Raw genomic sequence first — 26,247 nt, 5'->3', positions numbered from 1 at the left:
TTTATCTGCCCGCACCTGCGGTCCGCCGCCGCCTCGCGCCCGGGTGCCGCCTCTGGACCTAAGCAAGCAAATGCTCTGGCCCTAACGAATTCCGCAAAACTGACGTTTCTGGTACACAATACGCCTGAAAGCCCGTGTAGGGTGCCGGGCAGCCCGATTCACTTCCAACGCCGAAAGGACATGTCATGGACGGCACGTTCAACGAAAACGATCTCTCCCGCGTGGTGGAGGCCGACAAGGCCCACATGTGGCACCACCTGTTCCAGCACAAGGCGCTGGAAAGCGCGGATCCGCGCATCATTGTCGAAGGCAAGGGCATGCGTGTCTGGGATCAGAACGGCAAGGAATTCCTAGATGCGGTTTCCGGCGGGGTCTGGACCGTCAACGTCGGCTATGGCCGCGAGAGCGTCTGCAAGGCCGTTTACGACCAGCTGATGAAGGTCTGCTATTTTGCCAACTCGGCCGGCTCCATCCCTGGCGCGCTGTTTGCTGAAAAGCTGATCTCCAAGATGCCGGGCATGACCCGCGTCTACTACACCAACTCCGGATCGGAGGCCAACGAGAAGGCCTTTAAGATGATCCGCCAGATCGCCCACAAGAAATACGGCGGCAAAAAGACCAAAATCCTGTACCGCGACCGCGACTATCACGGCTCCACCCTGGCCACCATGTCGGCGGGCGGCCAGGACGAGCGCAACGCGCAGTACGGCCCCTTTGCGCCGGACTTTGTCCGCGTGCCGCACTGCATGGAATACCGCAAGCATGAGCTGGGCCTGGAGCACCTTTCCGGCCGCGAATTTGGTATCGCCGCTGCAGACGCCATCGAGGAAGTGATCCTGCGCGAAGGCCCGGAAACCGTTGGCGCCCTGTGCCTGGAGCCGGTGACCGCAGGCGGCGGTGTCATCGAAGCCCCCGAAGGCTATTGGGAGCGCGTGCAGGAGATCTGCCAGAAGTATGACATCCTGCTGCACATCGACGAAGTGGTCTGCGGTGTCGGCCGCACCGGCAAATGGTTCGGCTACCAGCAGTACGGCATCAAGCCGGACTTTGTGACCATGGCCAAGGGCGTCGCCTCCGGCTATGCCGCAATTGCCTGCATGGTGACCACCGAGGAAGTCTTTGAGATGTTCAAGGACGACGCGGGCGATCCGATGAACTACTTCCGCGACATCTCCACCTTCGGCGGCTGCACCGCGGGCCCCGCAGCGGCGCTGGAAAACATGCGCATCATCGAGGACGAGAACCTGCTGGACAACTGCGTTGCCATGGGTGAGCGGATGCTGAACAACCTGCGCAAGCTGCAGGAAAAGCACGCCGTGATCGGCGACGTGCGCGGCAAGGGGTTGTTCCTGGGTGCCGAGCTGGTTCAGGACCGCGACACCAAGGAGCCGGTGGACGAGAAGCTGGCCCAGCAGGTGGTCGCGGAATGCGGCGCGCAGGGGGTGATCATCGGCGTGACCAACCGCTCGCTGCCGGGGCGCAACAACACCCTGTGCTTCAGCCCGGCGCTGATCGCCACCGCAGACGATATCGACGCAATCTGCGACGCGGTCGACAAGGCCCTGACCAAAGTATTCGGCTGACGCTCTCCCTGTTGGACGAACAAACTGCGCCCCGGTTTCTGCCGGGGCGTTTTTTCTAATAAAGTCCGCCAGTCAACAAGGCCGAAGGCCCCGCCGCCAGGCGGCTTTTCCGTGACGCGGCTGCTCAGCACACAATCGGACAGGGCCTCTGCGCAGACAGCTCTGCCCCTCAAAGCCCTATCGGCAAAAAGCAGCGCCGCGCGTCAGCGCGGCGCCGGGCCCAACGGAAGCGGAGCAATCTCTGATTGCTTCGCGACGGGCGGGAGCCCCCTGCCCGCTGCAGGTGTCTCAGATCAGCTGGAACAGAATGCCCGACAGGATCGCGCCGCTCACCCCAAGTCCCAGGTAAGCGGCAAATACCTGCGGTCTAACCAGCGACCAGACCGCCGCCATCGCAGGAACCGAACTGACCGCCCCTGCCACCATGAAGGCCATGGCCGCGCCTGCGCTCATTCCCTGTTCCATCAGCCCCGCCAGCAGCGGCGGCGCGACATAGGAATTGAGGTATGCAGGCATCCCGACCAGCGCTGCAATGGCAATCGGCAGCACGCCTTCACCGCCCACCAGCCCGGCGATCACACCAGCCGGCACATAGTGGACCAGAAGCGATTCCAGCACATAGGCCAGCGCCAGCCACTTCAGCAAAAACAGACCGTTGGAGACGAACTCCTCGCGGAATGTCACCTTGCGCTCTGCCTCAGTCCAGAACCGCCAGTTCGGCTTGGCGTCCGGTTTTGGCCCGCCGCAGCCGCAGCAGCTCTTGGCCTCCTGCTTACGGAGCGGATTCGCAAAAACGCCCTGCCCCCGCAGCAGCTTGATGGCAAAACCACCGAACAGCCCCAGCGCCACCGCCGCCACCGCCTTGCCAATGGCAAAGGGCCAGCCCAGCGCGCCTGCGGTGATCAGCAGCGTCGGCGGGTCGATCAGCGGCGAGGACAGCCAGAAGGCCATCACCGCCGACAGCGGCGCACCCAGCGCCAGCAGGCCCGCAATGAACGGGATCACCTCGCAGGAGCAGAACGGTGCCAGCCCGCCGAACAGCGCCGCCAGCAGGATCATTCGCGTCTCCCGCCCCTCAAAAGCGCGCGCCACCATGGCCTCGGCGCCCGTCGCCTTGAGATAGGCGAGCAGCAGAACGGCAAGCAAGATGTAGCGGGCCGTGCTGCCCAGCGCGGCCAGGGTGAATTCCACGACAGACCGGAAGTTGCCGGGGTCAAGGACAGCAGCGCCTGCCAGCAGCGCAAGGCTCAGCGCCCAGGGTGTCTTCAGCCAGCTGCCCAGTGTTTTTGCCTTACCGGGGGTTAGTGTCAGTTCAGCCATCGTTCGCCGCCCCTTTGCCCGCATCCGCACAGCATTCGCTGAGAATGAAACCGGCCAGTGCCTCCAGCCGGGTGAATTCGGCGCGGCTGATGGTCGACCGCCCCACCCGTTCCTGCGCCACCACACCGGCGCCGGTAAGGAATTTCAGATGATGCGCCAGGGTTGAGGGCGCAATGCCGGTGCGTTCCTGAATGTCCCCGACTGTCAGCCCGGCCCCGCCCGCCCGGATCAGGCAGCGCAGCACCTGCAGCCGCGCCTCCGATCCCATCGCGGCAAATCCCTGTGCGGCTTCTTCCCATTGCATGATGCTGCTCCACTTGATTCGATAAAACTAGTTTTATAGTTTATTTTGCGTTTTGCAAGAGCCGGGCGGGACCGCAGGAACCACCATCTGATCACAGCCGTCGGCTGGCGTGCCGCCGGACCCAGTCCAAGGCGCAGAATTCGCCAAACCGGCCCTAAGTCCAGATTGCACCGCGTTTAAGTCCACCCTAAGGTGGCGCGCATGGCCATTTCCGTCGACACTTTCTTCCTCAACCGGGACGCCCAGGGCACCCTGCAGGCGCAAATCCAGGAAATGATTGCCGAGGGCATCCTGTCCGGGCGGTTCCGCGTTGGGGAGAAGCTGCCGTCCTCGCGCAAGCTGGCGGCGCATCTTGGCATCAGCCGGATCACCGTGACGCTGGCCTATACCGAACTGCTGGCCAATGACTACCTCACCTCGCGCGGGCGGTCGGGGTATTTCGTGTCAGAAAACGCCCCGGTGCCCCCCTCCTACACGCCGCAGCAGAAGGCCGGCGATGCGATGGACTGGGAAAAAGTGCTGGCACGCAGCTTTACCGGCGGCGACACGCCGCGCAAGCCGCAGGACTGGCGCGACTACCGCTATCCGTTCATTTACGGGCAGGCCGATGCGTCGCTGTTCGACCACGCCAACTGGCGGCTGTGCGCGCTCAGGGCGCTGGGGCAGAAAGATTTCTCGGCGCTGGCAAACGACTATTTCGACCAGGACGACCCGCTCTTGATCGAGTACATTGCCCGCCACACGCTGCCGCGGCGCGGCATCACCGCGCGGCCGCAGGAGATCCTGATCACGCTCGGGGCGCAGAACGCGCTGTGGATCACCTGCCAGCTGCTGCTGAACCGCAAGCGCCGCGCCACGGTGGAGGACCCGGCCTATTACACCCTGCGCGACCAGGTGGTGCAGACCCGCTGCCAGATGGATTGCATCCCGGTGGACGCAGGCGGGCTGCCGCCGGAACAGATCCCGGAAGGCACCGATGTGATCTTCTGCACCCCCAGCCACCAGAGCCCGACCACCTTCACCATGCCGATGGAACGCCGCAAGGAGCTGTTGCGGCGGGCCAGCAGCATCGACGCAGTGATCGTCGAGGATGACTACGAGTTCGAGATGTCGTTCCTCGGGGCCCCCTCGCCGTCCTTGAAATCGCTCGATACCGAAGGGCGGGTGATCTATGCGGGCAGCTTCTCCAAGTCGCTGTTTCCCGGGCTGCGTCTGGGCTATCTGGTTGGATCGGAACCGTTTATCCGCCAGGCAAGGGCCTTGCGCGCCAGCGTGCTGAGGCATCCGCCAGGCCATGTGCAGCGCACGGTGGCCTATTTCCTGTCGCTGGGGCATTATGATGCTCAGATCCGCCGCACCGCCAAGGTGCTGCACGACCGCCGCGCGGTGATCGAGGACGCCATTCGCAAACATGGCCTTCAGATCGCAGGCGTCGGCGGCTATGGCGGCTCCGCCTTGTGGATGCGCGCGCCGGAAGGGGTGGACACTTCGGCGGTGGCAGAGCGGCTGAAGGAGAAAAGCGTCATCATCGAACCCGGTGCGCCGTTCTTTGCCGCCGGAAACCGCAAGCAGAATTACTACCGGCTGGGGTATTCCTCGATCCCCGCAACCCGGATCGAACCCGGTCTCGCGCTGCTTGCAAGCGCGCTGAAGAAAGGCTGAGCCCCCGCACGCATCCGGGCGGCTCCCGCGCCCGCGCCAGCACCGGCTGCGCCGGCGCAGGCTGGCGGCCTTGGGCCGGGCGCCGCGCCTTGCGGCACGGCGCGGTCCCTTCAGCTTGCGCCGGCACTTGAGGAAACGGGGGGGCGGATCACAGCAGCTGGCGCCGCAGGCGCCCGCCGCCCGGCACGGGCGGCGCCGGGCCCAACGGGCACAGCGCATCCTGCGGATGAGCGACGCCGGGCGGGAGGGTGCCTCTGGCCTTACCAGCCGGGAAAACTGGCCCTAACCCGGTCCTGCGCCGCCCCCTAAACCGGAGTCAATTCCCGGCCTCCGCGCCCGGAGGAATTCTGCGTCTCACTCAGGAGCACCCGCCATGAAAATGACCACCGAAGAAGCCTTCGTCAAAACGCTGCAGATGCATGGCATCCAGCACGCGTTTGGCATCATCGGCTCTGCCATGATGCCGATTTCCGACATCTTCCCCGCCGCAGGCATCACCTTCTGGGACTGCGCCCACGAAGGCTCCGGCGGCATGATGGCTGACGGCTACACCCGCGCCACCGGCAAGATGTCGATGATGATCGCCCAGAACGGCCCCGGCATCACCAACTTCGTGACCGCCGTCAAGACCGCCTACTGGAACCACACCCCGCTGCTGCTGGTCACCCCGCAGGCGGCCAACAAGACCATCGGCCAAGGCGGCTTCCAGGAGATGGAGCAGATGCGCATGTTCGCCGACTGCGTCTGCTACCAGGAAGAAGTGCGCGATCCCTCCCGCGTGGCCGAAGTGCTGAACCGGGTGATCATGAACGCCAAGCGCGCCTCCGCCCCGGCCCAGCTGAACATCCCGCGGGACATGTGGACCCAGGTCATCGACATCGAACTGCCAGCCATCGTCGAGTTCGAGCGCCCCGCCGGCGGCGAGACCGCGGTGGCCGAAGCCGCCAAGCTGCTGTCCGGGGCCAAGAACCCGGTGATCCTGAACGGTGCAGGTGTTGTCCTGTCCAAGGGGGGCATTGAGGCGTCCAAGGAACTGGCCGAGCGCCTGGATGCCCCGGTCTGCGTCGGCTACCAGCACAATGACGCCTTCCCCGGCTCGCACCCGCTGTTTGCAGGCCCGCTGGGCTACAACGGCTCCAAGGCAGGCATGGAGCTGATCAAGGACGCCGACGTCGTCCTCTGCCTCGGCACCCGCCTGAACCCGTTCTCCACCCTGCCGGGTTACGGCATGGAGTACTGGCCCGCCAATGCCAAGATCATCCAGGTCGACATCAACCCGGACCGCATCGGCCTGACCAAGAAAGTCTCCGTCGGCATCATCGGCGACGCCGCCAAGGTGGCGCAGGGCATCCTGGCGCAGCTGTCTGACACCGCCGGCGACGAGGGCCGCGCCGAGCGCAAGAACCGTATCGCGGAAACCAAATCCCGCTGGGCGCAGCAGCTGACAGAGATGACCCACGAGGACGACGATCCGGGCACCACCTGGAACGAGCGCGCCCGGGCCGACAAGCCGGACTGGATGAGCCCCCGCATGGCCTGGCGCGCCATTCAGGCCGCGCTGCCGAAAGAGGCAATCATCTCCTCCGACATTGGCAACAACTGCGCAATCGGCAACGCCTACCCGTCCTTCGAGGCCGGCCGCAAGTACCTGGCCCCCGGCCTGTTCGGCCCGTGCGGCTATGGCCTGCCGGCGGTTGTCGGCGCCAAGATCGGCAATCCGGACACCCCGGTTGTAGGCTTCTCCGGCGACGGTGCCTTTGGCATCGCGGTGAACGAGCTGACCGCCATCGGCCGCGGCGAATGGCCCGCCGTCACCCAGATCGTCTTCCGCAACTACCAATGGGGCGCGGAGAAGCGGAACTCCACCCTGTGGTTCGATGACAACTTCGTCGGCACCGAGCTGGACCAGCAGGTGTCTTATGCCGGCATCGCCAAGGCCTGCGGCCTGAAGGGCGTGGTTGCCCGCACCATGGACGAGCTGACCTCGGCGCTGGCCCAGGCAATCGAAGACCAAAAGAACGGCACCACCACATTGATCGAAGCGATGATCAACCAGGAGCTGGGCGAGCCGTTCCGCCGTGACGCCATGAAGAAGCCGGTCCGCGTGGCAGGCATCGACAAGGCCGACATGCGCGAACAGCAGGTCTGACGCACGTGCCCCTGCCCTTTGACCTCTCTCCGGGCCAGGGGGCCTACTTGGCCGCCGCGTTGTTCGCGGCGGCCTTGATCCGGGGCTTTTCCGGCTTCGGGTTCTCCGCGATCTTCATCATCCTGGCGGCGCTGACCACCAACCCGCTGCCGCTGATCCCGGTGGTGTTTTCCTGCGAAATCGCCATGACCGCCTTTCAGGCGCGGGGCATCCGCCCGCATATCGACTGGCCCCGGGCGATTGCCCTGCTGGGCGGGGCCGCAGTCGCCACCGTTCCCGCCATCGCCATCATGGCACGGCTGGGCGAACAGGAGGCGCGGCTGGCGGTTTCCAGCCTGATCCTGGGGCTGAGCCTGGTGCTGCTGAGCGGCTGGCAACTGGCGCGCCCGGTGGGGCGCAACGGCAATCTGGGCGTGGGCGCCATCGCAGGCATCGCCAACAGCGCCGGTGTCGGCGGCCTGCCGGTCGCGGCCTTCCTGACCGCGCAGCCGGTGCCGCCCGCGGTGTTCCGCGCCACCATGATCGTGTTCCTGACTGGCATCGACGTGATGGCGCTGCCGGTGATGGCCGCAAACGGGCTGGTGGGGCCGGAAACCCTGACCGGCATTCTGCTGGCCTTTCCCATTCTGGGCCTCGGCATCTGGGCCGGGTCCCGCGGTTTCCAGGCGGTCTCTCAAAGCCTGTTCCGCCGCGCGGTTATGCTGATGCTGACCGCGCTGTCGCTGATCAATATCGCTAAGCTTGCCGTCTGAACGAGGTGAATAAGATGTCCCGGATACTTATCGTGAACGCAGGTTCCTCCTCGATCAAGCTGGCCGTCTTTGGCGAGAGGCTGAAATCGCTGCTGACGGCCGAAGCAGCGGGCATCGGTGACAGCGGCGAGCTGCGGATCGGCGGCAGCCGCCAGCCTGCCGCTCTTGCAGACCACGCAGACGCATTCGAACGGCTTCTTGAGGGGCTCGCCGCCCAGGGCTATCCCGCTGCCGGTTTCGACGCAGCAGGCCACCGCGTTGTCCACGGAGGCGCAAGCCTGACGCGTCCGGAGCGTGTGACAGCGGCGCTGCTGGACCGGATCGACGCCTGCAGCCCGCTGGCACCGCTGCATAACCCGCACAATGCAGCGGCAATACGCACGCTGACGGACCTGCTGCCGGACCTGCCGCAGGTTGCCTGTTTCGACACCGCGTTCCACGCAACCAACCCGGAGACCGCCGTCCGCTACGCCGTGCCGCAGTCCTGGCAGCAGGCCGGGATCCGCCGCTATGGGTTTCACGGCCTCAGCTACGAGGCTTTGCTGCGCCGGCTGGCGGACACCACCGGCACAGCGCCGCCGCCCCGGCTGCTGGCGTGCCATCTCGGCAACGGCGCCAGCCTGTGCGCCATTGCCGATGGCCAAAGCGTTGCAACCACAATGGGCTATTCTCCGCTGGAGGGGCTGACGATGGGCACACGGTCCGGAAGCATTGACGCCGGCGCCGTGCTGGACCGGGCAGAGCAAACCAGCATTGCCGAGGTGCGCAGGGACTTGCAACAGCAGTCCGGTCTGCTTGGCCTATCCGGCCTCTCCAACGACATGCGTGCGCTGCTGGAGGACGGCGGCGAAGCTGCCAGCTTTGCGGTCGAGCATTTCTGCTATTGGTGCGCGCGCCACGCAGGCTCGATGATTGCTGCGATGGAAGGCATCGACGCCATCGCCTTTACCGGCGGCATTGGCGAAAACTCCGAAGCCATCCGCACCAGGGTCTTGCAGCGGCTGTCCTGGACGGGAGTGCCGGAAAGCGCCGTCCATGTCATTCCGGCAGATGAAGAGCGGCAGATCGCCCTGCATACAGGAAAACTGCTCCACCTGGAGTAAACATTTTCCTTCCATTTGCGCCTGATTTGGAAAACTATCCCAGGTGCAGCGCGACAGACTGAATACACCCGCAGCCGACCGGCCCCCGTCTCCAGCAGCCCATCCTCCACCACATGCCCAAGGTTTCCTTCCATGTCCATCCTGACACCCATCTCTTCGCTGCAATCGGGTGAGTTGCAAGACAAGCTGCGCCGGCTGCTGCCGGGCGTGGCGGTTTCGGTCCTGGTCGCCATCACCGCACAGTTCCTTGCCGAGCATTACGCAACCCCTGCCATGCTGCTTGCGCTGCTGCTGGGGATAGCCGTCAGCTTTCTGGGCGAAGAGGGCAAGGCCGTGCCGGGCATCGCCTTTTCCGCCCGCTCCCTGCTGCGGCTGGGGGTGGCCTTGCTGGGGGTGCGGGTGTCGATGGTGCTGATGATGGGGCTTGGCTGGGACCTGATCGCGCTGGTTGTTGGCGGCGTGATCGCCACCATTGCCTTCGGCCTCGCCGTGGCGCGGTTCTTTGGCCACAAGTGGCGCTTTGCGCTTCTGACCGCAGGCTCCGTGGCAATCTGCGGGGCGTCGGCGGCGATGGCCATCAGTGCCATCCTGCCCCGTGACGACCGCTCCGAGGAGCGGCTGATCTTCACGGTGATGGGCGTGACGGTGCTGTCGACGGTGGCGATGATCGCCTATCCGATCCTGGTGAATGTGCTGGAGCTGAACTCCCTTCAGGCCGGGGTGTTCCTGGGCGGCACCATTCACGACGTGGCGCAGGTGGTCGGCGCGGGCTTCTCAATCTCCGAGCAGACCGGCGACACCGCCACCCTGGTCAAGCTGATGCGGGTGGCCATGCTGGCCCCTATCGTGCTGGCGGCCTCGCTGATGATCCGCTCCTTTGCCGAGCTGCCCGGCGACGGCAAGCGGCCGCCAATCCTGCCGGGCTTTGTGATAGCCTTTCTGGTGCTGGCCGGGATTAACTCCTTTGGCCTGATCCCGCCGGCCCTTACCGAATTCCTCAGCCAGGCTTCGCGCTGGCTGCTGCTCACCGCGATTGCCGCGGTGGGAATGAAGACAAATCTGAAACAGGTCCTGGCCGTAGGAGGCGCGGCCATTGCCCTGATCATCGTCGAAACTCTGTTCATTGCCGGGCTGATCCTGGCGGGGATTGAGCTGTTGACCTGATCGGGGAGACCAGAAGGGAGGCCAGATGAAATTCCAGCAACCCCGGGTGGACACGTCCCCCCCTGTATCCGACGAGGTGCGGAAAACCACCTGCTACATGTGCGCCTGCCGCTGCGGCATCAACGTGCACATGAAGGACGGTAAGGTCGCCTATATCGAGGGCAACCGCGACCACCCGGTGAACAAGGGTGTTCTGTGCGCCAAGGGGTCTGCGGGGATCATGCAGGTGAACGCCCCGTCGCGGCTGCGCGCCCCGCTCAAGCGGGTGGGGCCGCGCGGATCGGGCGAGTTCCGGGAGATTTCCTGGGACGAAGCGATCAGCACCGCCGTCGGATGGCTGAACGAGCTGCACGAGACCGCGCCGCAGAAACTGGCCTTCTTCACCGGGCGCGACCAGAGCCAGAGCTTCACAAGCTTCTGGGCCCAGAACTTCGGCACCCCGAACTACGCCGCGCACGGCGGCTTCTGCTCGGTCAACATGGCGACCGCCGGCATCTACACGATGGGCGGAGCGTTCTGGGAATTCGGCCAGCCCGACTGGGAGCACACCAAGCTGTTCATGCTGTTCGGCGTCGCCGAGGACCATGACTCCAACCCGATCAAGATGGGCATCGGCAAGATCAAGAAGCGCGGCGCGCGGGTGATCGGCGTGAACCCGATCCGCTCCGGCTATAACGCGGTGGCGGATGACTGGGTCGGCATCACACCCGGCACCGACGGGCTGTTCATCCTGTCGCTGGTCCACGTGCTGATGAAGGCGGGGAAGATCGACCTCGATTATCTCAGCCGCTACACCAACGCGCCGGTGCTGATCAACGCCGCCGAAGGCCCGGACAACGGCCTGTTCCTGCGCGATGATGACGGCAAAATGCTGGTGATCGACCGCAACACCGGCAAGCTCACCCCCTTCGACCAGCCCGGCGTGCGCCCGGACCTGACAGCGGTTTACGAACGGGACGGCGTCACCCACCGCCCTGTCTTCCACCTGATGGCGGAGCGCTATCTGTCGCCGGACTACGCGCCAGAGGCGATTGCGGACAAATGCGGCATCCCGGCCACGCGCATCCGCGCCATTGCCGGCGAGCTGGCCCGCGTCGCCTTTGACGAGGCGTTTGAGCTGGATGTGGAATGGACCGACTTCCGCGGTGAAACCCACAGCAAGATGACCGGCCGCCCGGTGTCGATGCACGCGATGCGCGGGGTGTCGGCGCATGCCAACGGCTTCCAGACCTGCCGCGCGCTGCATGTGCTGCAGATCCTTCTGGGCACCGTGGAGGTGCCCGGCGGCTTCCGTTTCAAGCCGCCCTACCCCAAACCCGTCGAGGCGCACCCTACCCCGCACGGCGACCGCCGTCCCGGCCGCCCTCTGGATGGACCGCACCTCGGCTTCCCGCGCGGCCCCGACGATCTGCTGCTGGACGAAAACGGCAATCCCCAGCGCATCGACAAGGCGTTCACCTGGGAAAACCCGATGTCGGCCCACGGGCTGATGCACATGGTGATCTCCAACGCCCATGCGGGCGATCCCTACAAGATCGACACCTTGTTCATGTACATGGCCAACATGTCGTGGAACTCTTCCATGAACACCAAGGGCGTGATGGAGATGCTGAGCGCCCGCAACGACGACGGCGGCTATATGATCCCGCACATCATCTATTCCGACGCCTATTCGTCGGAGATGGTGGCCTATGCGGACCTGATCCTGCCCGACACCACCTATCTGGAACGCCACGATTGCATTTCGCTGCTGGACCGTCCGATCTGCGAGGCGGATGCGGCGGCCGATGCGATCCGCTGGCCGGTGATTGAGCCCGACCGCGATGTGCGCGGCTTCCAGTCGGTGCTGATCGAGCTGGCCAACCGGATGAGCCTGCCGGGATTCACCAACGCCGATGGCAGCCCCAAGTGGAAGGATTACGCCGACTATATCGTCAACCACGAACGCAAACCCGGCATCGGGCCGCTCGCAGGCTTCCGCGGGGAGAACGGCGACAAGGAAGGCCGCGGCGAGGTGAACCCGGATCAGCTGAACCGCTACATCGAAAACGGCGGCTTTTACGTGGCGCACATCCCGCAAGGCGCGGATTACTACAAACCCTGGAATGCGGCCTATCAGGACTGGGCGGTGGGCATGGGGATTTATGACAGCCCGCAGCCCTATCTGTTCCAGCTCTATGTGGAGCCGATGCGCAAGTTCCAGCTGGCCGCCGAAGGCCACGGCAACCGCCAGCCGCCGGATCACCTGCGCCAGCGGCTGAAGGCGGTGATGGACCCGCTGCCGATCTGGTATGAGACGGATCAGCAGGGCAATGAGGGCTTCACCGTCAACGCGCTGACCCAGCGGCCGATGGCGATGTATCACTCCTGGGGCACCCAGAACGCCTGGCTGCGCCAGCTGCACGGCCGTAATCCGCTTTATGTCCCGACGAGGCTGATGCGCGAGCACGGGCTGCAAGACGGCGACTGGGCCAAGGTTTCGTCGCCGCACGGGTCGATCACCGTGCCGGTGATGGAAATGGCGGCGCTGAACGAAAACACTGTCTGGACCTGGAATGCCATCGGCAAGCGCAAGGGCGCCTGGGCGCTGGAACAGGACGCGCCCGAGGCCACCAAGGGTTTTCTTTTGAACCATCTGATCCACGAGCTGCTGCCGCCCAAAGGCGACGGTATGCGGTGGGCCAACTCCGATCCCATCACCGGCCAGGCGGCCTGGTTCGACCTCAAGGTCAAAATCGAAAAGGCCGCCGCCCCGGACGGCCTGCAGGAAAGCCAGCCAGCCTTCCCGGCGCAGCAGTCGCCCGTCGGCACCGGCCCGGAAGAACTGAAATGGAAGGTCGGCAAATGACAGTGCAAAATTTTTGCGAAAAATTTTGCCAAGACTTTTCTGAAAAGTCTTGGTCCGCAACCCCGCAACGGAGGTGCCCGGAATGACTGAGCTTCCCGCCAAGACAGACCGCAAGATGGGCCTGGTCATCGACCTGGACACCTGCGTCGGCTGCCATGCCTGCGTGATCTCCTGCAAAGGCTGGAACACGGAAAACTACGGTGCTCCGCTGTCGGATCAAGAGCCCTACGGCGGCGATCCGTCGGGGACTTTTCTGAACCGGGTGCATTCCTATGAAGTCCAGCCCGAGCACGGCCACGCGCAGTTGATCCACTTCCCCAAATCCTGCCTGCACTGCGAGGACGCGCCGTGCGTCACTGTCTGTCCGACCGGTGCCAGCTACAAGCGCGTGGAGGACGGCATCGTTCTGGTGAACGAGGACCACTGCATCGGCTGCGGACTGTGTGCCTGGTCCTGCCCCTATGGCGCGCGCGAACTGGACCTGGCCGAGGGCGTGATGAAGAAATGCACCCTTTGCGTGGACCGGATCTATAATGAGAACCTGCCGGAGATAGACCGCACCCCGTCCTGCGTGCGGACCTGTCCCGCAGGCGCGCGCCATTTTGGCGATCTGGGCGATCCGGACAGCGATGTCTCCAAACTGGTGGCGGAGCGCGGCGGCATGGACCTGATGCCGGAAATGGGCACCAAGCCGGTGAACAAATACCTGCCGCCCCGGCCCAAAGACCGGATCGAGGATCAGATCGATATCCTCGCCCCGCTGCTGGCACCGGTCGCCGAAGAGCCGCAAGGCTTCCTCGCATGGCTGGACAAGGCACTCGACAAACTTCCGGGCCAGTCTTCGGGGGGGGCGAACTGATGCATCCCGCACCATCCGTCATCCTGTTCACCACATTCTCCGGCCTGGGCTTTGGACTGCTGGTCTTCCTGGGCCTCGGCCTGCCCGCGGTGACCGGCACCGTGGCCTTTGTATTCTACGCCATCGCCTATGCGCTCGCGGTTGGCGGGCTGCTGGCCTCGACCTTCCACCTCGGCCGCCCGGAGCGGGCCTGGCGAGCCCTCACGCAATGGAAAACCAGCTGGCTGTCGCGGGAGGGCGTCTGCGCCGTCGCTGCCCTGATCGTCATGGCGCTCTACGCTTTTGGCGCGGTGTTCCTGGACAGCCACTGGACGCTTTTGGGCTGGACCGGCGCGGGCCTGAGCCTCGCAACCGTCTTCACCACCTCAATGATCTACACCCAGCTTAAAGCCATCCCGCGCTGGAACATGGAACTGACGCCCGCAGTGTTTCTGTCCTTCAGCCTGGCTGGCGGTGCGCTGCTGGCCGGGGCAGAAGATTTGGCACCCTGGCTGCTGGCCATCGCAGGCGCGGTGCAGCTGGCCTATTGGGCCAAAGGGGACCGGGCGCTGGAAACCTCCGGCACCAATCTGGGCACCGCCACCGGCCTGGGCGGCCGCGGCGCTGTGCGGGCCTTTGAGCCGCCGCACACCGGTTCCAACTATCTGTTGCGGGAGTTTGTGCATGTGGTGGGCCGCAAGCACGCGCAAAAGCTGCGGATCATTGCCTTTGTCCTCGGTTTTGCGCTGCCTCTGCTGCTGATCCTGACACCGGTGCAGGGCTTTGCGGTCAAGCATCTGCTTGCAGCCCTCGCGGTGCTGTCGCATCTCGCAGGCGTCGCGGTCTCGCGCTGGCTGTTCTTTGCCCAGGCCGAACATGTGGTCGGCCTATATTACGGCAAGCGCTGACACACGCCGGGGCGCCCGAACGAGGTGCCCCGGATTTTTTTTCAGCATTTTCCTGACGGCATGTCACAAACCGCCCGGCTGCCTCGTCCTGTTCCTGAAGCCATCAGAAAGGAACAGATTGATGACCCAACGCCTTGACCATTTCGCCGCCGCGCCTGACCTGTTTCAGCCGATGCTGGAGCAGGAAAAGCTGTTCAAGGACAGCACCCTTGAGCACAGCCTGGTGGAACTGGTGAAACTGCGCGCCTCGCAAATCAACGGCTGCGCCTTCTGCATCCACATGCACAGCCGCGACCTGCGCGCCCATGGCGAAAGCGAGGACCGGATGCAGCTGCTGAACGCCTGGCGCGAGTCCTCGCTGTATTCGGACCGCGAGCGGGCCGCCCTGGCCTGGACCGAGGCGCTGACCCGGGTGGAGGCCAGCGGCGCACCGGATGCAATTTACGAGAACGTTGCGCAGCTGTTTTCCCCGCGCGAGCAGGTGCTGCTGACACTGCTGATCAGTGCCATCAACGCCTGGAACCGGATTGCAATCGGTTTCCGCACCCCGCATCCTGCCGCGCAGGAGGCCAATGCCGCGTGACAGCTCAGCAAGAAAAGGACGGAACCAATGCGTTCCTGACCGCGCGGCCGCGATTGTTTGCGGCCGCCTACCGGATGCTGGGCACCGTCAGCGACGCCGAAGACATCCTGCAGGACGCCTATCTGCGCTGGCAGGCGGCACCGCAGGCACAGGTGCAAGACGCGACCGGGTATCTGATGCGGATCACCACAAGGCTGTGCCTGGACCAGCTGAAATCGGCCCGCGCCAGGCGGGAAACCTATCCCGGCGAATGGCTGCCCGAACCCTTGCTGACCGACGACCCGGCTGAGCATCTGGACCATGACGTCTCCGTTGCGCTGCTGCTGGCGCTGGAGACCCTGTCGCCGCTGGAGCGCGCAGCCTTTCTGCTGCACGACATCTTCGACAGCTCGTATGACGATGTTTCCGCCGCGCTGAACCGGTCTTCCGCAGCCTGCCGCCAGCTGGCCGCACGCGCCCGGCGCAAGGTGCAGCGGCTGCGCCCGCAGGCGCCGGCAAATCCCGATCAGGGGCGGGATCTGGCCGAGGCGTTTTTCCGCGCGTCCAGAACGGGCGACACCGCGGCTCTGACGCAGATACTGGCGCAGGAGGTTCAGCTGATCTCCGATGGCGGCGGCAAGGCAATGGCCACGCTGAACCCGATTTACGGGCTTGAGCGCGTGCTGCGGCTGTGCGAGGGGCTGGCCCGCAAGGCCGGGCGCGGTCTGCCGGAGCACTGGCGGCTGTGCCAGCTGAACGGCCTGCCCGCCATTTTGAGCCGTGAACCGGACGGCATCCTTCAGGCCATCGCGCTGGAAGTCTGGAACGGGCGGATTGCCCGTATCTACGTGACCCGCAACCCGGACAAGATGCGGCATCTGGCGGAGCCGCTGATGCAGTCAGAAGGGGCCGGCCCCTCTTGCCCCTGACGGGGCAATTCACCCCGGGATATTTTCAGCCAGGTGAACAGGGGGCCTGGATTGAGAATGGGCGGCGCTCCGTGAGGAGGCCGCCCGGCATTGCCTGACTGGATCCGGGGTCAGAGCAGGCCCGCGTGGGCCATGGCAGCATCAATGGCCGCCTTGGTGCTGTCTTCCAGCGTGGTCAGCGGCGAGCGCACTTCTTCGCTGCACATGCCCAGCTTGCTGAGACCGTATTTTGCGCCTGCCAGGCCCGGCTCGATGAAGATCGCTTCATGCAGCGGCATCAGCTTGTCCTGATACTCCAGCGCCTTGGCAAAATCGCCCGCCAGGGTTGCCGCCTGGAACTCGGCGCAGAGCTTCGGCGCCACGTTGGCGGTCACCGAGATGCAGCCGACGCCGCCGTGGGCGTTAAAGCCCAGCGCAGTGGCATCTTCGCCGGACAGCTGGATGAAGTCCGCACCGCAGGACGCGCGCTGCTGGCTGACGCGGGCCAGATCGCCGGTGGCGTCCTTCACACCCACGATGCGCGGCAGCTTGGCCAGCTCACCCATGGTTGCAGGCGTCATGTCGACAACCGAGCGGCCGGGAATGTTGTAAATGATGATTGGGATGCCGGCGCAGTCATGCGCTGCCGTGAAATGCTGCACCATGCCGCGCTGAGTCGGCTTGTTGTAATAGGGCGTCACAACCAGGGCGGCATCGGCGCCGACCTTCTCGGCAAACTCGACGAATCGAATCATCTCAACGGTGTTGTTGGAGCCAGCACCTGCAATCACCGGCACCCGGCCTGCCGCAGCCTTGACCACTTCGGCGATGACGGTTTCATGCTCTTCGTGGGTCAGCGTCGGGCTTTCGCCGGTCGTGCCGACCGGCACCAGGGCGCTGGAGCCTTCGGCAATCTGCCATTCCACCAAGCGTTTGAGCGCATCCAGATCCAGCTCGCCGTTCGAAAACGGGGTGACGAGTGCTGGCATAGAGCCTTTGAACATGGGCACGCTCCCTTTTGCTGCAGGTGCAGGCGGCAATCCGCCGCCGTCAAGATACGGAATGCCAGTGATTTGAGTTGATACCGGCACGCCAATGAGTAACGTTCAAGCCTCTATCCCCGGACTGCTGGAAAATGCAAGAGATGACACGCATCCTGGCCCTTATTCTGCTGATATCCGCGGCCCTGCCTGGGGCACCGGCGCAGGCGCGCGATCTGGGCACCGCGCTGGAGCTCATGCGGGCGCAAAAATGGGATCAGGCCGCGCGTGAGGCCGGGGCGCAGCAAAGCGCTGCCCGCGACATTATCGAATGGCACCGGCTGCGGGCCGGGCTGGGGTCGGCGGGCGATGTGATGGCGTTTCTGCAGCGCCGCCCCGACTGGCCGGGACTGGACTATCTGCGGCGCGAAAACGAGGATGTGATTGCCGCAACCGGCCGCGAGACCATCCTGGTGTTTTATGCAAACGAGCGGCCCCAAACCGCCGAAGGCGCGCTGAGCCTGGGCAAGGCGCTGATTGACCGCGGACAGCAGGGCGATGGCGAGGCGGAGATCGTGCTGGCCTGGCGCACCATGGCAATGGGCAGCGCTATCCAGGATCTTTACCTGCGCGATTTCGCCAAGCTGCTGAAGCCGCATCACACTGCCAGACTGGACCGGCTGCTGTGGGAGGATCATCTGGTCAGCGCCAAACGGATGCTGCCGCTGGTGCCCGAGGACGAGCGCAAGCTGGCTGAGGCGCGCATTGCCTTGCACGAGCGCGCGCCCGGCGTGGACGCAAAGATTGAGGCGGTTCCGGACCGGCTGAAAGGAGCCGCAGGCCTCGCCTATGACCGTTTTGCCTGGCGTGACCGCAAGCGGCTGCAGGACGGCGCCATCGCCATGATGATGGACCGCAGCACCAGCGCCGAAAACCTGGGCGAACCCGGAAAATGGCTGCGCCGCCGCCGTGATCTGGCCCGGCAACTGATGCGCGACGGCGATCATGAGCGCGCCTATCAGCTGGCCGCCTATCACTTTTCCACCCCCGCGGACGGCTATGGATACTCCGATTGCGAATGGCTGGCGGGTTACATCGCCCTGCAGAAGCTGCGCGACCCGGAACTGGCCGCCGTACACTTCCAGCGTTTCCTGGACTCGGTGGCAACCCCGATCTCGATCGGCCGCGGCGGTTATTGGCTGGGCCGCGCCTATGCGGCGATGGGCGAAGCCGACAAGGCGCATGAGGCCTATGCCAAGGGGGCGGAATATCAGACGTCGTTCTATGGGCTGCTGGCGGCGGAAAAACTGGGCCGCCCCTTTGACCCTGCCTTGGTGAAACCCGCGGAGCTGCCGGACTGGCGGACGGCGGATTTCATGCAGTCCTCCGTTGCGGAGGCCGGCCTGATGCTGCTGAAAGCGGGCGATCTGGCACTGGCCGAGCGTTTCCTCACCCATCTGGTCGAGGACCTGCCGCCGGTGCAGGCGCGCCAGCTGGGGCAGATGGCGGTGGAACTGAACCAGCCGCATCTGGCGGTCATGATCTCCAAACGCGCCGCCCGCGGCGGGGTGGAGCTGGAGGGCGCCTATTATCCGCTGCATCCGGTTGCCAAGCGGCAACTGCCGATGGCTGAGGAAATGACCCTGGCCATTGCCCGGCGCGAAAGCGAATTCGACCCGGCAGTGATCAGCCACGCCGGCGCGCGCGGGCTGATGCAGGTGATGCCGGCCACCGCCAAACTGGTGGCGACCGAGCTGGGCATCCTGGCGGGCCATAACACCTCCCGCCTGACGGCGGAGTGGGATTACAACGCCAAGCTGGGAGCCAATTACCTGGCCGGGCTGGCGGGCAAGTTCCGCGGCAACGTGGTGATGATGGCAGCGGGCTATAATGCCGGGCCGCACCGCCCCACGACCTGGATGGAGCGCTATGGCGACCCGCGCGGCGGCAGCCCGGACATCGTCGACTGGATCGAGCACATCCCCTTCAACGAGACCCGCAACTACGTGATGCGGGTCACCGAAAGCCTGCCGGTCTACCGTGCCCGGCTGGGCAAGGCCCCGCTGCCGGTCCCGTTCTCGCAGGAGCTGAGCGGCTCAACCCTTCATGCGTTCGCGCCATAGGGTGAACAGCCCCGCCGCGATGATGACCCCCGCACCGATGGCAACATTGGTGCGGATCACCTCGCCAAACACCGCCACGCCCAGCATCGCCGCCCAGACCAGGTGGAAATAGGCAAAGGGCTGCACGGCGCTGGCCTCGGCCATCTCGTAGCATTTGATCAGCAGCCAGTGGCCCGTGACGCCGGAAACGCACAAAAGCGCCATCCAGAACCAGTCGCCCTGGCTCATCGGCTCCCAGAACCAGATGCCGATGGCGGTCATGAAGACCATGCCGGCGACCCCGGTCCAGAAGAAGCTGGTTGCGGTGCTGTCCCGGCGCGCGGCATAGCGGGTGAGCAGTCCGTAGACCGCAAACATCAGCGCTGAGATGAAGGGGATCACCGCCGCCGGATTGAACACGCCCATGCCCGGCTGCAGGATGATCAGCACGCCAACGAGGCCGACACCGATCGCCGCCCAGCGCCGCCAGCCCACGCTTTCGCCCAGCACCGGGCCGCTGAGGGCCGCCACCAGCAGCGGGTAGCAGATGAACACCGCCTGGCTTTCGATGAGGCCCAGCACGGTGAAACCGTAAACCGCCACGCAGATTTCCCCGACCAGCAGCACACCGCGGAAGATCTGCAGCCATAATTGATCGGTACGGGCAGCCTCCTTGATCCCGCCTTTAGCCCGTGCCGCAAGGAACACGACAAAGGCGGCAAAGAACCAGTAGCGGACCATGACGACCATATAGGTGTTGTAAGTGCCCGCCAGATGTCGCGAGATACCGTCCTGCAGCGCAAAGACGACGGTGGCGCCGATCATCAGCAGGATGCCGAGCGGCACATTGTTCTGCTGCACCCGGGGCGGGGGCAAGCTCTTGGCCTGTGGAACCGTGCTCATGGCAGTACCGCCCTTGTCATATGCCGCTTGCGCCCGTAGCCGGGAATGCGGGTCACTTCAAATCCTGCCGCCTCCAGCCCGCGGCGCACGAAGCCCGCCGCGGTGTATGTCGCAGCCGTCCCGCCCGGCGCGGTATGCGCGGCAACTTCCTCCATCACCGCCTCCCCCCACAGCTCGGGGTTCTTGGCCGGAGAGAACCCGTCCAGAAACCAGGCATCCGCCTGCCCTGTCCACTCCGGCAGCGACATCCGCGCGTCGCCGGCAATGACCTCCAGTTGCAGGCTGCCCAGATCGCACCGGCCCGTGCCGCTCCATTCCGCCAGAAACCGCTCCGCCCAGGGGGCAATGGCCGGAAAGGCCTCCAGCGCCTTGGCCATGTCAGCGGGCACCATCGGAAAGGCCTCGAAACTGGTGAAGCGCAGCGGCCCCTCGTGCCCCGCCGCTTCCCAGGCGCGCCAGGCCGCCAGCATATTGAGACCGGTGCCAAAGCCCAGCTCGGCAACCCGGAATCCCGGCGCAAACCGCGCCGGCAGATCATTGCCGGCCAGAAACACATGCTCCGTCTCCGCCAGCCCGCCCTGGATCGAGAAATAGGGATCATCGAACTGATCCGACACCGGAACGGTGCCATCGCGCCAGCTGAGGCGGGCCTGCTGGTCTGCCATGCTATAATCCCCTAAGTGAGTGTCTGGAACGGCGCGACACTGGCGAAAGGAATATCAAATGGCAATGGCAGATGTGACGGTGCGCGGGGCGGGCATCTTCGGCCTGTCTACCGCCTGGGTCTGCGCCCGGCGCGGTGCGCGTGTGCAGGTGGTGGACCCCTTCGGCGCCGGGGCAGGCTCCAGCGGCGGCCTCGTTGGTGCCCTTGCCCCGCATGTGCCGGAGAACTGGAACCCCAAGAAGCAGTTCCAGCTGGAAAGCCTGCTGATGGCAGAATCCTTTTGGGCAGAGGTCGAGGCCACCGGCGGCGTCTCTTCCGGCTATGGCCGCACCGGGCGCCTGCAGCCCGTCAATGACGCGCGCACGCTGGACCTTGCCCGCCAGCGCGAAATCTCCGCCCGCACGCTGTGGAAGGACGAGGCCGAATGGCGCGTCTGCAAGGCGGACAGCCTTGGCCCCTGGGTGCCGCCCAGCGCCACCGGATATGTCATCCACGACACCCTCAGCGCCCGCATGCACCCGCGCCGCGCCTGCGCCGCGCTGGTCTCTGCCCTGGCGGTGATGGGAGTGGAGATCCAGGCCGAGGCTCCGGACCAAGGCAAGGTGGTCCACGCCAAGGGCTACGCAGGCCTTTTGGAGCTGAACGCGGCCTTCGGCAAGACCATCGGCGGCGGCGTCAAAGGCCAGGCCGCGCTGCTGAGGTTCCACGAAGGCGAGGTGTCGCAGCTTTATGCCGGCGGCCTGCACATCATCCCGCATGCGGACGGCACTCTCGCCATCGGCTCCACATCGGAGCGCGATTTCGAGGACGGCACGGCGACAGATGCCCAGCTTGATGACGTGATCGAGCGCGCCCGCGCCGCGGTGCCGGTGCTGCACGGTGCGGAGGTCATTGAACGCTGGGCCGGCGTGCGCCCCCGCGCCAAGTCGCGCGCCCCGATGCTGGGCGCCTGGCCCGGCCGCGCCGGCCACTATATTGCCAACGGCGGCTTCAAGATCGGCTTCGGCATGGCCCCCAAAGCGGCCCATGTGATGGCGGATCTGCTTCTCGAAGGCAGGGACAGCATCCCCGAGGGCTTCCGGGTCGAAGACAACCTCTGACACCACCACCCTGCGCCGCGCAGCGGCGCCAGGCCCAAGCCCCTAATCTGCCCGCCAGGGCAGCTTGGGGCGCGGGAGCACGCCGCCGCCCGCCCCCGGCCTCAGCGGGTCAGTTCCGAAAGCAGCTTCTGCATAAGCTTGGTCAGCGTAGCCTCATACTGCTCGCTTGTCAGCCGCCCGGCTTCATCGAATTCCTTGCTGGAGCCTGCCAGATGGACCGCTGGACCCGACAGCACCCGCGGCTGGAACGGCACCAGGAAGCTGCGCAGCAGCGCCTGCGCCTGCTCGCCGCCGGCCCGTCCGGCTGCGGCCGACATCACTGCAACAGGCTTATCCGCCCAAGGATTGCCTTCGGTGCGGCTCACCCAGTCAAGCGCGTTCTTCAGCACGCCGGACGGCCCCTTGTTGTATTCCGGGGTGGAGATCACCACCGCATCCGACGCCGCGATCTGATCGGCCAGCTTTTGCACCGCGGGGGGAATGCCGTCCGCCGCCTCGGCGTCGCCATCATAGAGCGGCAGGCTCAGGTCCGCCTCTACCACCGACGCGGGTCCGAACACCCGGACCGCCTCCGCCAGCAGCTTGCGGTTGGTGGCCTCGCGGCGCAGCGATCCGGAAATGGTGAGCAGTACAGGGTCAGCCATGGGGAAATCCTTCTGTTCGCGTCTGTGTTTCACCCATCATGTATGCGTCGGCCCGCAGCATGAAACAGCAATGGCCGCGCAGGCAATGTGCAGCGTTACGCGAACCGGCGCGGCCGCAGACACAAAAACAGCCCGCCCCGCTGGGGGACGGGCTGCGCATTTTGCCGCCGGCAGCCGGATCAGGCCGCCTGCGGGATGACCACAACTTCGACGCGGCGGTTGCGGGCCTTGCCCTCCGGCGTCAGGTTGGAGGCCACCGGCTGCGACTCGCCGCGGCCGATGATCCGCATCCGGTGATAGGGCACGCCGCCCGCCTGGATATGGCTGGCCACTGCGTTGGCGCGGCGCTCCGACAGGCCCTGATTGTAACCGGCATCGCCATCGCTGTCGGTGTGGCCGATCACCTGGATGGCGCTGTTGGGGTAGCGCACAAGGCTGTCGGCGACCCGGCGCAGGTCGGCCTGCACCGCCGGCGCAACCGCGGCGCTGTCGGTGGCAAAGGTCAGATCGTTCGGGAAGGACAGGATCAGCCGGTCGCCGGTGTTGACGATGGTGATCGAGTCATTGGCCAGCGTCTGGCGCAGCTCGCGCTCCTGCGCATCGAGCTGGTTGCCGATCACGCTTCCGGCCGCTGCACCGACCAGCGCCCCGGTTGCAGCCCCAAGGCCGCGGTCGGAATCATTGGCAATCGCACCGACGCCCGCGCCGATGATGCCGCCCAGGACTGCGCCCTTCTGGGTGTTGCTGCCCGGCGTGCCGACGTTTGCGGGATCGGTACAGGCGCTCAGGCCCAGTGCTGCGGCGACAATACCAGCCGTGGTGAGTTTCATCTGCATCATCAAATTGCCTTCTGCTTTCTAAGGTCCGGGCGATGCCCGGCGGTCCGCACGAATATCGTGCCGGTGCCGCGGCTACTCAAGACACGGTCTTGCAGTTTCGGCGAAATACCGCGCAAAACCCGCGTTAACACCGCATTTTACGGCGCAAAGGCGAAGTTCCAGCCTTCCTGTTCCATCCACAGTTTGCGCAAGGCCCCGGCCTCAGGCGCAAACCCGTCTTCCAGCACGTCCGCTGCCAGCATCCGGTCGGTGCGGAAGTGGCGGAAACCGCCGCGCAGCTCGCACCAGGCCGCGAGCATGGTGCAGTCGATATGGTAGATCAGCGCCAGCGGCCGCAGGGTGCGGCAGCTCTCGCCGCTATCCGGGCTGAGGTAGGTGAGTTGCAGCTTGCGGCTTTCCCGCACCGCCTGGCGCAGCAGCGCCTTGGAGACACAGCCCTGCTCCGGATCGTCCAGCGGCGCGCCCCAGGGGGCCACTTGCAGCCAGTCGGCGGTGGCATGCACATCCTTGATCTTGTGGCTCACCCGCGCGGCCGCCTTTTGCAGGGCACCGTCGCCTGTGCGCATCAGCATCGCCAGCCCGACATGCAGCGCCTCCAGCTCCTCCTCGTCGAAATTGAGCGGCGGCAGGTCGTACCCCTTGCGCAGCATGTAGCCGATACCGGCCTCGCCCTCCACCGGTGTGCGCATCGCCTGCAGCGCTGCGATGTCGCGGTAGATCGTCCGCTTGCTGACCTCCAGCGTCCCGGCAAGATCCTCCGCCCGCACCGGGGCCGTGGCGGTGCGCAGGATCTGGATGATTTCAAACAGGCGGCCGGTGCGCGGCATGGGCAGGCTCCAATGACAGTCTGCTGACACTCTAGCACATGCCACTGACAACAGCCTGTCAGCAGTGCTCTTGTTTTCTGGCCTCCGCAAGAAGGAGAACACAGATGCTGAGTTATGACTGGATCGTGCTGATCACCCTGGGCCTGGACCGCTGGGAACACCAGCGCCGCCCCCTCGCCCCGCATGAAATCGAACTTGAGGCAGCGCGCAGGCGTCACACGGCGCAACAGGCGGCAAAACCCGCCCGTTCCGGACTGCTGAAGCGCCTGTTCAGCCGGCGGCGCGCGCGTCCTGCGCCGGGTTGTCCTCGTCCCGGGCGGCCTCATAAGCGAGCATCGCGCGCTTGACCGGCAGCCCCCAATGGTAGCCGCCCAGCGCGCCGGACTTGCGCAGCGCACGGTGGCAGGGGATCAGCCAGCTGACCGGGTTGCGCCCCACTGCAGTGCCGACAGCCCGGACCGCCCGCGGAGAGCCGATCGCCTGGGCCAGTTCGGAATAGGTGGAGACATGGCCCGAGGGGATCCGCAGCAGCGCTTCCCAGACCTTGATCTGCAACGGCGCGCCGATCATGTGCAGGGCGGTCTCGCCCTTCTGGGCAAAGGCCGCCTCTGCCAGCGGGCGCAGGGCCGCGGGGTCCTCGGTAAATTCCGCCTGCGGCCAACGGGCGCGCATGTCGGCCATGGCGGGCTCCGCCCCGGTCTCGGCGGCAAAGGCCAGCCCGCAGATGCCCTTTTCCGTGCCCATCACCAGCGCCAGACCAAAGGGGCTGTCGAACCAGCCCCAGAATATCCGCAACCCGTCCCCCTTACGGGCATATTCGCCCGGGCTCATCGCCTCCCAGCGCAGGAACAGGTCGTGCAGCCGCCCGGACCCGGACAGCCCCACCGCGTGCGAGGCCTGCAGCGTGGTGAACCGGTCGCGCAGCAGCGCCTTGGCATGGCCCAGGCGCAGATACTGCTGATAGCGCTTGGGCGAGACGCCGACCCAGGCCGAAAACAGGCGCTGGAAGTGCGCCGCGCTCATGTCCATGCGGGCGGCCAGCTGTTCCAGCGTCAGATCCTCTCCGCCATCGTCGATCAGCTCAATCGCCCGCCGCATGACGCCGTAGTGATAGGTGCTTTCCCGTGCTTCAATATTCATCGCTCTGTCCTTCGGCAGTCATGCAAGCCAGGTTACCGCGCGCAGGCCCGCCATTCGACCCGGAACATGCGAAATCCATCGCCCGGCGCAACCGCGTTGTGCAGGCTGGCCGGAGTGCCGCCGTGAAACGCCCGTCTAGCGGGTTCCGGGGCGCAAAATAAATTGCGCTTTAAGGTCTGACCTGTACATATGGCGCGCGATGGCCAAGCAACTCGATTATCATACCCTCCGCGAGATCTTTACCCGGTTTCAGGCGGCGGAGCCCGAACCCAAGGGCGAGCTGGATCACGTCAACGCCTACACGCTGGTGGTGGCGGTGGCGCTGTCCGCGCAGGCAACCGATGCCGGCGTGAACAAGGCAACCCATGAATTGTTCAAAATCGCGGACACCCCGCAAAAGATGCTGGACCTGGGCGAGGAGCGCCTGATCGAGCATATCAAGACCATCGGCCTTTACCGCAACAAGGCCAAGAACGTGATCAAGCTGTCGCGGATCCTGGTCGAGGAGTACGGCGGCGAGGTCCCGAATTCCCGCGCCGCACTGCAGTCGCTGCCCGGCGTCGGCCGCAAGACCGCCAACGTGGTCCTGAACATGTGGTGGCGTTACCCGGCCCAGGCGGTCGATACCCATATCTTCCGGGTCGGCAACCGCTCCGGCATCTGCCCGGGCAAGGATGTCGATGCGGTGGAACGCGCCATCGAAGACAACATCCCGGTGGATTTCCAGCAGCACGCCCATCACTGGCTGATCCTGCACGGCCGCTACCACTGCAAGGCGCGCAAACCGTTGTGCGGCAGCTGCCTGATCCGCGACCTCTGCATGTATGAGGACAAGAACCTTTGAGGCGCGGGCGCTGTGACGCAGCCCATGCGCGGGCGGCGCGCCGCCTGGCCGGCCCCGGCCATTGCAACTATCGAAAGAGACACGCCGGTCCCGGACCCGGCAC

The 26,247-nt window shown here is 65.4% G+C and carries 23 protein-coding genes; 14 read left to right on the top strand and 9 right to left on the bottom strand.

From position 1 onward, the window contains the following. Nucleotides 1-185 precede the first annotated feature (185 nt). Nucleotides 186-1,583: an aminotransferase family protein gene (locus PHA8399_RS04315; RefSeq protein WP_058284958.1), complete on the top strand. Its 1,398-nt coding sequence runs from the start codon at nucleotides 186-188 to the stop codon at nucleotides 1,581-1,583. Nucleotides 1,584-1,871: 288 nt separating this feature from the next. Here PHA8399_RS04315 and PHA8399_RS04310 read toward each other — a convergent pair whose 3' ends face one another. Both PHA8399_RS04310 and PHA8399_RS04305 read right to left on the bottom strand, forming a co-directional pair. Further along, entirely contained in the window at nucleotides 1,872-2,903 is a 1,032-nt protein-coding gene (locus PHA8399_RS04310) for a permease (protein ID WP_058284957.1), read from the bottom strand. Next, entirely contained in the window at nucleotides 2,896-3,207 is a 312-nt protein-coding gene (locus tag PHA8399_RS04305; RefSeq protein WP_058284956.1) for an ArsR/SmtB family transcription factor, read from the bottom strand. The genes PHA8399_RS04310 and PHA8399_RS04305 overlap by 8 nt, the downstream gene beginning before the upstream one ends. A 201-nt stretch (nucleotides 3,208-3,408) precedes the next feature. On the opposite strand from PHA8399_RS04305, the gene pdxR reads away from it, so the two are divergent. The 10 genes from pdxR (at nucleotide 3,409) to PHA8399_RS04255 (ending at nucleotide 16,122) form a co-directional block, all read left to right on the top strand. Beyond that, entirely contained in the window at nucleotides 3,409-4,869 is a 1,461-nt protein-coding gene (gene pdxR, locus PHA8399_RS04300; protein ID WP_058285242.1) for a MocR-like pyridoxine biosynthesis transcription factor PdxR, read from the top strand. Between the two features lie 373 nt (nucleotides 4,870-5,242). After that, on the top strand, nucleotides 5,243-7,018 hold the full coding sequence (gene xsc / locus PHA8399_RS04295) for a sulfoacetaldehyde acetyltransferase (protein ID WP_058284955.1): 1,776 nt from the start codon (nucleotides 5,243-5,245) through the stop codon (nucleotides 7,016-7,018). Nucleotides 7,019-7,023: 5 nt separating this feature from the next. Then, nucleotides 7,024-7,770, top strand: coding sequence for a sulfite exporter TauE/SafE family protein (locus tag PHA8399_RS04290; protein ID WP_058284954.1), 747 nt, complete (start codon nucleotides 7,024-7,026; stop codon nucleotides 7,768-7,770). A 14-nt stretch (nucleotides 7,771-7,784) separates the two neighbouring features. Beyond that, complete coding sequence (locus PHA8399_RS04285) at nucleotides 7,785-8,873, top strand: acetate/propionate family kinase (protein WP_058284953.1); 1,089 nt, start codon at nucleotides 7,785-7,787, stop codon at nucleotides 8,871-8,873. Between the two features lie 132 nt (nucleotides 8,874-9,005). Continuing rightward, nucleotides 9,006-10,037 (top strand): YeiH family protein, encoded by a 1,032-nt coding sequence (locus PHA8399_RS04280; RefSeq protein WP_058284952.1) that lies wholly within the window; start codon nucleotides 9,006-9,008, stop codon nucleotides 10,035-10,037. A 25-nt stretch (nucleotides 10,038-10,062) separates the two neighbouring features. Further along, on the top strand, nucleotides 10,063-12,885 hold the full coding sequence (locus PHA8399_RS04275) for a molybdopterin oxidoreductase family protein (protein ID WP_058284951.1): 2,823 nt from the start codon (nucleotides 10,063-10,065) through the stop codon (nucleotides 12,883-12,885). A gap of 82 nt (nucleotides 12,886-12,967) precedes the next feature. Next, entirely contained in the window at nucleotides 12,968-13,744 is a 777-nt protein-coding gene (locus PHA8399_RS04270; RefSeq protein ID WP_058284950.1) for a 4Fe-4S dicluster domain-containing protein, read from the top strand. Continuing rightward, the gene (locus PHA8399_RS04265) at nucleotides 13,744-14,631 is read left to right on the top strand and encodes a dimethyl sulfoxide reductase anchor subunit family protein (RefSeq protein WP_058284949.1); all 888 of its coding nucleotides are present in this window, start codon (nucleotides 13,744-13,746) and stop codon (nucleotides 14,629-14,631) included. The genes PHA8399_RS04270 and PHA8399_RS04265 overlap by 1 nt, the downstream gene beginning before the upstream one ends. A gap of 121 nt (nucleotides 14,632-14,752) precedes the next feature. Then, nucleotides 14,753-15,214, top strand: a complete 462-nt coding sequence (locus PHA8399_RS04260; protein WP_058284948.1) for a carboxymuconolactone decarboxylase family protein — start codon at nucleotides 14,753-14,755, stop codon at nucleotides 15,212-15,214. Further along, a complete protein-coding gene (locus PHA8399_RS04255) occupies nucleotides 15,211-16,122 on the top strand; it encodes a sigma-70 family RNA polymerase sigma factor (RefSeq protein ID WP_058284947.1) in 912 nt (303 codons plus the stop codon). The genes PHA8399_RS04260 and PHA8399_RS04255 overlap by 4 nt, the downstream gene beginning before the upstream one ends. 110 nt (nucleotides 16,123-16,232) lie before the next feature. Here the strand turns inward: PHA8399_RS04255 and dapA are convergent, their stop codons facing one another. Next, entirely contained in the window at nucleotides 16,233-17,105 is an 873-nt protein-coding gene (gene dapA, locus PHA8399_RS04250) for a 4-hydroxy-tetrahydrodipicolinate synthase (RefSeq protein WP_058284946.1), read from the bottom strand. Between the two features lie 140 nt (nucleotides 17,106-17,245). Between dapA and PHA8399_RS04245 the strand changes: the two genes are divergently transcribed. Beyond that, nucleotides 17,246-19,204 (top strand): lytic transglycosylase domain-containing protein, encoded by a 1,959-nt coding sequence (locus PHA8399_RS04245; protein ID WP_058284945.1) that lies wholly within the window; start codon nucleotides 17,246-17,248, stop codon nucleotides 19,202-19,204. Here the strand turns inward: PHA8399_RS04245 and PHA8399_RS04240 are convergent. After that, entirely contained in the window at nucleotides 19,178-20,086 is a 909-nt protein-coding gene (locus PHA8399_RS04240; RefSeq protein WP_058284944.1) for a DMT family transporter, read from the bottom strand. The two genes, PHA8399_RS04245 and PHA8399_RS04240, sit on opposite strands and share 27 nt — an antisense overlap. Continuing rightward, nucleotides 20,083-20,751 carry a tRNA (5-methylaminomethyl-2-thiouridine)(34)-methyltransferase MnmC2 gene (gene mnmC2 / locus PHA8399_RS04235; RefSeq protein WP_058284943.1) on the bottom strand — a complete coding sequence of 223 codons (669 nt, stop codon included), beginning with the start codon at nucleotides 20,749-20,751 and terminating at the stop codon, nucleotides 20,083-20,085. Before mnmC2 ends, PHA8399_RS04240 begins: the two co-directional genes overlap by 4 nt. 58 nt (nucleotides 20,752-20,809) lie before the next feature. On the opposite strand from mnmC2, the gene PHA8399_RS04230 reads away from it, so the two are divergent. Then, a complete protein-coding gene (locus tag PHA8399_RS04230; protein WP_058284942.1) occupies nucleotides 20,810-21,850 on the top strand; it encodes an NAD(P)/FAD-dependent oxidoreductase in 1,041 nt (346 codons plus the stop codon). A gap of 101 nt (nucleotides 21,851-21,951) precedes the next feature. Here the strand turns inward: PHA8399_RS04230 and PHA8399_RS04225 are convergent, their stop codons facing one another. The 4 genes from PHA8399_RS04225 to PHA8399_RS04210 form a co-directional block, all read right to left on the bottom strand. Further along, entirely contained in the window at nucleotides 21,952-22,494 is a 543-nt protein-coding gene (locus tag PHA8399_RS04225) for an NADPH-dependent FMN reductase (protein ID WP_058284941.1), read from the bottom strand. A 179-nt stretch (nucleotides 22,495-22,673) separates the two neighbouring features. Continuing rightward, nucleotides 22,674-23,333, bottom strand: a complete 660-nt coding sequence (locus PHA8399_RS04220) for a YiaD family glycine zipper/OmpA-like lipoprotein (RefSeq protein WP_058284940.1) — start codon at nucleotides 23,331-23,333, stop codon at nucleotides 22,674-22,676. A 137-nt stretch (nucleotides 23,334-23,470) separates the two neighbouring features. Next, the gene (locus PHA8399_RS04215; RefSeq protein WP_058284939.1) at nucleotides 23,471-24,160 is read right to left on the bottom strand and encodes a helix-turn-helix transcriptional regulator; all 690 of its coding nucleotides are present in this window, start codon (nucleotides 24,158-24,160) and stop codon (nucleotides 23,471-23,473) included. Between the two features lie 270 nt (nucleotides 24,161-24,430). Beyond that, nucleotides 24,431-25,300, bottom strand: coding sequence for a methylated-DNA--[protein]-cysteine S-methyltransferase (locus tag PHA8399_RS04210; protein WP_058284938.1), 870 nt, complete (start codon nucleotides 25,298-25,300; stop codon nucleotides 24,431-24,433). Nucleotides 25,301-25,499: 199 nt separating this feature from the next. Here PHA8399_RS04210 and nth point away from each other — a divergent pair, with 199 nt between their 5' ends. Further along, nucleotides 25,500-26,144, top strand: coding sequence for an endonuclease III (gene nth / locus PHA8399_RS04205; RefSeq protein WP_058284937.1), 645 nt, complete (start codon nucleotides 25,500-25,502; stop codon nucleotides 26,142-26,144). Nucleotides 26,145-26,247: the final 103 nt, after the last annotated feature.

The organism is Leisingera aquaemixtae (assembly GCF_001458395.1).
Lineage (GTDB): Bacteria > Pseudomonadota > Alphaproteobacteria > Rhodobacterales > Rhodobacteraceae > Leisingera > Leisingera aquaemixtae.
Note: the sequence above shows the minus strand (reverse complement) of the source record. Positions and strands in the feature narration are given on the sequence as shown.

What these genes read in the sequence shown, in the direction of transcription:
- PHA8399_RS04315 (WP_058284958.1), top strand. Translation starts at nt 186, where the DNA reads ATGGACGGCACGTTCAACGAAAACGATCTCTCCCGCGTGGTGGAGGCC.
- PHA8399_RS04310 (WP_058284957.1), bottom strand. Translation starts at nt 2,903, where the DNA reads ATGGCTGAACTGACACTAACCCCCGGTAAGGCAAAAACACTGGGCAGC.
- PHA8399_RS04305 (WP_058284956.1), bottom strand. Translation starts at nt 3,207, where the DNA reads ATGCAATGGGAAGAAGCCGCACAGGGATTTGCCGCGATGGGATCGGAG.
- pdxR (WP_058285242.1), top strand. Translation starts at nt 3,409, where the DNA reads ATGGCCATTTCCGTCGACACTTTCTTCCTCAACCGGGACGCCCAGGGC.
- xsc (WP_058284955.1), top strand. Translation starts at nt 5,243, where the DNA reads ATGAAAATGACCACCGAAGAAGCCTTCGTCAAAACGCTGCAGATGCAT.
- PHA8399_RS04285 (WP_058284953.1), top strand. Translation starts at nt 7,785, where the DNA reads ATGTCCCGGATACTTATCGTGAACGCAGGTTCCTCCTCGATCAAGCTG.
- PHA8399_RS04280 (WP_058284952.1), top strand. Translation starts at nt 9,006, where the DNA reads ATGTCCATCCTGACACCCATCTCTTCGCTGCAATCGGGTGAGTTGCAA.
- PHA8399_RS04275 (WP_058284951.1), top strand. Translation starts at nt 10,063, where the DNA reads ATGAAATTCCAGCAACCCCGGGTGGACACGTCCCCCCCTGTATCCGAC.
- PHA8399_RS04270 (WP_058284950.1), top strand. Translation starts at nt 12,968, where the DNA reads ATGACTGAGCTTCCCGCCAAGACAGACCGCAAGATGGGCCTGGTCATC.
- PHA8399_RS04265 (WP_058284949.1), top strand. Translation starts at nt 13,744, where the DNA reads ATGCATCCCGCACCATCCGTCATCCTGTTCACCACATTCTCCGGCCTG.
- PHA8399_RS04260 (WP_058284948.1), top strand. Translation starts at nt 14,753, where the DNA reads ATGACCCAACGCCTTGACCATTTCGCCGCCGCGCCTGACCTGTTTCAG.
- dapA (WP_058284946.1), bottom strand. Translation starts at nt 17,105, where the DNA reads ATGTTCAAAGGCTCTATGCCAGCACTCGTCACCCCGTTTTCGAACGGC.
- PHA8399_RS04245 (WP_058284945.1), top strand. Translation starts at nt 17,246, where the DNA reads ATGACACGCATCCTGGCCCTTATTCTGCTGATATCCGCGGCCCTGCCT.
- PHA8399_RS04240 (WP_058284944.1), bottom strand. Translation starts at nt 20,086, where the DNA reads ATGAGCACGGTTCCACAGGCCAAGAGCTTGCCCCCGCCCCGGGTGCAG.
- mnmC2 (WP_058284943.1), bottom strand. Translation starts at nt 20,751, where the DNA reads ATGGCAGACCAGCAGGCCCGCCTCAGCTGGCGCGATGGCACCGTTCCG.
- PHA8399_RS04230 (WP_058284942.1), top strand. Translation starts at nt 20,810, where the DNA reads ATGGCAATGGCAGATGTGACGGTGCGCGGGGCGGGCATCTTCGGCCTG.
- PHA8399_RS04225 (WP_058284941.1), bottom strand. Translation starts at nt 22,494, where the DNA reads ATGGCTGACCCTGTACTGCTCACCATTTCCGGATCGCTGCGCCGCGAG.
- PHA8399_RS04220 (WP_058284940.1), bottom strand. Translation starts at nt 23,333, where the DNA reads ATGATGCAGATGAAACTCACCACGGCTGGTATTGTCGCCGCAGCACTG.
- PHA8399_RS04215 (WP_058284939.1), bottom strand. Translation starts at nt 24,160, where the DNA reads ATGCCGCGCACCGGCCGCCTGTTTGAAATCATCCAGATCCTGCGCACC.
- PHA8399_RS04210 (WP_058284938.1), bottom strand. Translation starts at nt 25,300, where the DNA reads ATGAATATTGAAGCACGGGAAAGCACCTATCACTACGGCGTCATGCGG.
- nth (WP_058284937.1), top strand. Translation starts at nt 25,500, where the DNA reads ATGGCCAAGCAACTCGATTATCATACCCTCCGCGAGATCTTTACCCGG.